This window comes from Mesorhizobium sp. M2A.F.Ca.ET.042.01.1.1, from assembly GCF_003997405.1.
Classification (GTDB): domain Bacteria; phylum Pseudomonadota; class Alphaproteobacteria; order Rhizobiales; family Rhizobiaceae; genus Mesorhizobium.
The window spans coordinates 1-5,091 of record NZ_RZRX01000348.1 but is presented as its reverse complement, the minus strand read 5'-3'; the positions used below and the strand labels follow the sequence as shown (position 1 = coordinate 5,091).

The following is a 5,091-nucleotide window of genomic DNA, read 5'->3' as shown; positions in this document are numbered from 1 at the left end:
CGACAATGCCGAGTTCAAGGAGATGTTCGCCGGCGGCGACGACGCCTCCAAGCGTCTGGCGCCGCAATATTCGGCACTGGCCGACGAGGCTGGCTGCGGCTTCTTCGACGCCGGCACGGTGGCCGTCACCACGCCGCTTGACGGCGTCCATCTCGATGCCGAGAACACCCGCAACATCGGCAAGGCGCTGGTGCCGCTCGTGCGCGTGATGCTCTCACTCTAACCTTCAGAAAGTTCAGGGAGAAAACCCCGTGGCTGAATCCTACGACGTCATCATCATCGGCTCAGGCCCCGGCGGCTATGTCACGGCGGTGCGTTCCGCCCAGCTCGGCTTCAAGACGGCGATCGTCGAGCGTGAGCATCTGGGCGGCATCTGCCTCAACTGGGGCTGCATCCCCACCAAGGCGCTGCTGCGCTCGGCCGAGGTCATGCATTATTCGGACCACCTCAAGGATTATGGCCTTAAGCTCGAAGGCGGCAAGGTCAGCCCCGACACCGCCGCCGTGGTCGACCGTTCGCGAAAAGTATCGCTCAGGCTGAACACTGGCGTCGGCTTCCTGATGAAGAAGAACAAGGTCGATGTCATCTGGGGCGAGGCGAAGCTGACTAAGCCCGGTGAGGTCGTCGTCTCGAAGACGGCCAAGAAGGCGATGGAACCGCAGCCGCCGGTGCCGAAAGGCGTCAAGGGCGAGGGCACCTACACCGCCAAGCACATCATCCTGGCGACCGGCGCCAGGCCGCGCGCGCTGCCCGGCATCGAGCCGGACGGCAAGCTGATCTGGACCTATTTCGAGGCGATGGTGCCGAAGGAGATGCCGAAGTCGCTGCTGGTGATGGGCTCAGGCGCCATCGGCATCGAATTCGCCTCCTTCTACCGCACCATGGGCGCCGACGTGACGGTGGTCGAGCTGCTGCCGCAGGTCATGCCCGTCGAGGATGCCGAAGTTTCGAAATTCGCGCAGAAGCAGTTCGAGAAACAGGGGATGAAGATCATCCTCGAAGCCAAGGTGACCAAGGTCGAGAAGGGCGCCAACTCGGTCACGGCGCATGTCGAGATGAAGGACGGCAAGGTCGAGAAGATCACCGCCGACCGCATGATCTCGGCCGTCGGCGTGCAGGGCAACATCGAGAATCTCGGCCTCGAGACGCTCGGCGTGAAGACGGACCGCGGCTGCGTCGTCGTCGACGGCTATGGCAAGACCAATGTGCCGGGCGTCTACGCCATCGGCGACGTCGCCGGACCGCCGATGCTCGCCCACAAGGCTGAGCATGAGGGCGTCGTCTGCATCGAGAAGATCGCCAACTTCCCGGGTGTGCACGCCATCGACAAACTGAAGATCCCCGGCTGCACCTATTGCAGCCCGCAGGTCGCATCCGTCGGGCTGACCGAAGCCAAGGCCAAGGCGGAAGGCAAGGACATCCGCGTCGGCCGCTTCCCCTTCAGCGCCAACGGCAAGGCCATCGCGCTCGGCGAGGACCAGGGTTTTATCAAGACCATCTTCGACAAGAAGACCGGCCAGCTTCTCGGCGCGCATATGGTGGGCGCCGAGGTTACCGAGCTCATCCAGGGTTTTGTGGTGGCGATGAACCTGGAGACCACCGAGGAAGAGCTGATGCACACGATCTTCCCGCATCCGACGCTGTCGGAGATGATGAAGGAGAGCGTGCTCGACGCCTACGGCCGCGCGCTGAACGCATGATGGGTCACCAATCGGTGACAAATCGCCGACCGGTGGTAGATGGCCAATCCGTGCTAGATTGGTCGGGTGAGACTCACACGCGGCAGCCGGAGAAAGCTGCCGGCAAGGCAGTTCGTATCCGGATGCATTTTCACCTGATCGAGGAGGAACTGGCACATGCATTTGAATGGCGTCGGCTGGATCGCAGCCATCATCGTCGGCGGTCTGGCAGGCTGGCTCGCCGAGATGGTCATGAAAAGCAACACTGGCATCTTCATGAACATCATCATGGGCATCGTCGGCGCGATCGTGCTGAACGCGATCCTGCAGGCTCTCAACATCCAGTCGTTCGGCGTCGGCTGGGTCGCCTATCTGATCACCGGCTTCATTGGCGCCTGCCTGCTGATCTTCGTCGGGCGACTCGTTCGCCGCTGAGCAAAAGCCGTTATGCGAAAACGGCCGTGGCGGCATGCGCTGCCCCGGCCTTTTTCTTTGCCGCGAAAAGTCCTAGATGACGAAAGACAGGCGGCTGGCGAAATAGCGGCCGCGAAGGGTTTGAGATGGTCACAGTCGTAGACACGATCGCCAACCGGCCGCGCCCGCGGCATCCCGAGAAGGCGCACCGGCCCGACCAGGAGGTGCTGCGCAAGCCCGACTGGATCCGCGTCAAGGCGCCGGTTTCCAAGGGCTATTCCGAGACGCGCGAGATCGTGAAGTCGCACAAGCTGGTGACGGTGTGCGAGGAGGCCGGCTGCCCGAATATCGGCGAATGCTGGGACAAGAAGCACGCCACCTTCATGATCATGGGCGAGATCTGCACGCGCGCCTGCGCCTTCTGCAACGTCGCGACGGGCATCCCGACCGCGCTCGATCCGGATGAGCCCGCCCGTGTCGCGCATGCGGTCAAGCAGATGGGGCTGAGCCATGTCGTCATCACCTCGGTCGACCGCGACGATCTGGCCGACGGCGGCGCGCAGCATTTCGCCGACGTCATCCGCGCCATCCGCGCGGCGACGCCCTCGACAACGATCGAGATCCTGACGCCCGACTTCCTGCGCAAGGACGGCGCGCTGGAGATCGTCGTCGCCGCCAAGCCCGACGTCTTCAACCACAATCTCGAAACCGTTCCGTCGAACTACCTGACGGTCCGTCCGGGCGCACGTTACTTCCACTCGATCCGGCTCTTGCAGCGCGTGAAAGAACTCGACCCGTCGATCTTCACCAAATCCGGCATCATGGTCGGCCTCGGCGAGGAGCGGAACGAGGTGCTGCAGCTGATGGACGATCTGCGGTCGGCCAATGTCGACTTCATGACCATCGGCCAGTACCTGCAGCCCTCGAAGAAGCACCATCCGGTGATCCGCTTCATTCCGCCGGACGAATTCAAGTCCTACGAGACGATCGGCAAGACCAAGGGTTTCCTGCTCGTGGCATCGAGCCCGCTGACGCGTTCCTCGCATCATGCCGGCGAGGATTTCGCCAGGCTGCGCGCGGCGCGCGAGGCGCAGCTCGCGAAGGCCAGCTGACTTTCAATGCCGAAATTCGAGGCGACACGCCGCGTCGCGCATACACCGCAAGAGATGTTCGCGCTGGTGGCGGACATCGAGGCCTACCCGCAATTCCTGCCGCTCTGTGAATCGCTCACCGTGCGCTCGCGCAAGGAGCGGGACGGCCGCACCATCCTGGTTGCCGACATGAGCATCGGCTACAAGGCGATCCGCGAGACCTTCACGACACAGGTGCTGCTGAAGCCCGACGAGAACGCCATCGACGTCAAATACATCGACGGCCCGTTCAAATATCTCAGCAACATCTGGCGCTTCGACCCAGCCGATGGCGGCTGCGAGGTGCATTTCTTCATCGACTATGAATTCAAGAGCCGCATTCTCGGCGCGCTGATGGGCACGATGTTCGACCGCGCCTTCCGCATGTTCTCGGAAGCCTTCGAGAAGCGCGCCGATGTCATATATGGCGCGAAGCCGGCCTAACTTTCGCCGAGCGCGCGCAAGCCGAGTTGCAGCGCGTGCCGCACCGTCTCGTGCCGGATGAATTCGCGGCCCTTCTGGCCGAACAATTGCTGTTCGGCGGCAATCGGCTGTCCGGCCAATCCGATCCCGAACCAGACAAGGCCCACCGGCTTGTCCGCCGAGCCGCCGCTCGGACCGGCAATGCCGGTGACGGCGAGCGACAGGCTTGCCCGCGAATGCGCCAGCGCGCCGGCCGCCATCTCCAGCACTGTCTCGCGCGAGACGGCGCCATGCGCGCTCAGCGTGGCGGCGGAGACGCCGAGCATCTCCATCTTGGCTTCGTTTGAATAGGTGATGAAGCCACGATCGACCACGGCGGACGATCCGGCAATGTCGGTCAGCGCGGCAATGATCAGGCCGCCGGTGCAGCTTTCAGCCGTCGCCAGCATGATGCCGCGATGCTGACACGCCTGAAGCAAAGCGATGGCGAGTTCGGCGTTGCTCATGCCGGCACCTCTCCCGGATAGACGACGCTGGCCGTGGCGATCGCCGCGATGCCTTCGCCGCGCCCGACAAAGCCGAGCTTCTCGTTGGTCGTGGCCTTGATCGAAATGCGCTCGGGCGCGATGCCGAGCATGGTGGAAAGCGCCTCCGTCATCGCCACGCGATGCGGCCCGACGCGCGGCGCCTCGCAGATCAGCGTGATGTCGGTATTGGCGATGCGGCCGCCGCGCTCGCGCACCAGCTTGGCCGCGTGCTCGACGAAGATCCTCGAGGCCGCACCCTTCCATTGCGGGTCCGATGGCGGGAAATGCGTGCCGATGTCGCCGGCGCCGCAGGTGGCAAGCAGCGCGTCGGTCAGCGCATGCAGCCCGACATCGGCATCCGAATGGCCGGAGAGCTTGCGCTCATAGGGGATGGCGACGCCGCAGAGCGTGACATGGTCGCCGGGTTCGAACGCATGCACATCGTAGCCATTGCCGGTGCGAATATCCGGGAAGCGCTGCTGCGCGTTTGAGAGCCGCTCGTCGGCCAATGCAATGTCCCTTGCCCAGGTGAGTTTGACGTTGTCTGGCGATCCGGGAACGATCTTGACCGGTATCTGCGCCCATTCGGCGATCGCCGCGTCGTCGGTGAATTCCGTCTTGCCGAGATGATGCGCCTTCTCATGCGCCGCAAGCAGCGGCCAGAACGGAAAACCCTGCGGCGTCTGCGCCGCATGAAGGCCGGCCCTCGACACCGTCTCGTCGATCATGCCGGTGGCCGATTCCCGCTTCAGCGTATCGGCGACGGGCAGTGCCGGCAGGGCGCCGTGGCGCTCCCCGATGGCCTCGATGGTGCGATCGATCAGCCCGGCATCGACGAACGGGCGCACGGCGTCATGCACAAGCACCTTTTCGGGTGCCTGGTCCCTCAGCGCGAGGAGGCCGAGCCGGACGGAGGCC

Annotated in this window: 6 protein-coding genes and 1 pseudogene; 5 read left to right on the top strand and 2 right to left on the bottom strand. The window is 64.0% G+C overall.

Translation table 11 applies throughout. The annotated features are described in order from the left end of the window. The 5 genes and pseudogenes from EOA23_RS31400 to EOA23_RS31380 form a co-directional block, all read left to right on the top strand. Positions 1-223, top strand: a pseudogene (locus tag EOA23_RS31400) (arylesterase); the annotation flags it as partial. A 28-nt stretch (positions 224-251) separates the two neighbouring features. After that, on the top strand, positions 252-1,700 hold the full coding sequence (lpdA, locus tag EOA23_RS31395; RefSeq protein WP_127306967.1) for a dihydrolipoyl dehydrogenase: 1,449 nt from the start codon (positions 252-254) through the stop codon (positions 1,698-1,700). 156 nt (positions 1,701-1,856) lie between these two features. Next, on the top strand, positions 1,857-2,114 hold the full coding sequence (locus tag EOA23_RS31390; protein WP_042642286.1) for a GlsB/YeaQ/YmgE family stress response membrane protein: 258 nt from the start codon (positions 1,857-1,859) through the stop codon (positions 2,112-2,114). A gap of 125 nt (positions 2,115-2,239) precedes the next feature. After that, positions 2,240-3,205, top strand: a complete 966-nt coding sequence (lipA, locus tag EOA23_RS31385; protein WP_042642288.1) for a lipoyl synthase — start codon at positions 2,240-2,242, stop codon at positions 3,203-3,205. Positions 3,206-3,211: 6 nt separating this feature from the next. Next, complete coding sequence (locus EOA23_RS31380) at positions 3,212-3,667, top strand: type II toxin-antitoxin system RatA family toxin (RefSeq protein ID WP_042642290.1); 456 nt, start codon at positions 3,212-3,214, stop codon at positions 3,665-3,667. Here the strand turns inward: EOA23_RS31380 and EOA23_RS31375 are convergent. Both EOA23_RS31375 and EOA23_RS31370 read right to left on the bottom strand, forming a co-directional pair. After that, positions 3,664-4,152: a CinA family protein gene (locus EOA23_RS31375; protein WP_127306966.1), complete on the bottom strand. Its 489-nt coding sequence runs from the start codon at positions 4,150-4,152 to the stop codon at positions 3,664-3,666. The genes EOA23_RS31380 and EOA23_RS31375 overlap by 4 nt on opposite strands. After that, on the bottom strand, positions 4,149-5,091 hold a 943-nt coding region (locus EOA23_RS31370), incomplete at its 5' end, for a bifunctional 2-C-methyl-D-erythritol 4-phosphate cytidylyltransferase/2-C-methyl-D-erythritol 2,4-cyclodiphosphate synthase (RefSeq protein WP_127306965.1). The genes EOA23_RS31375 and EOA23_RS31370, both read right to left, overlap by 4 nt.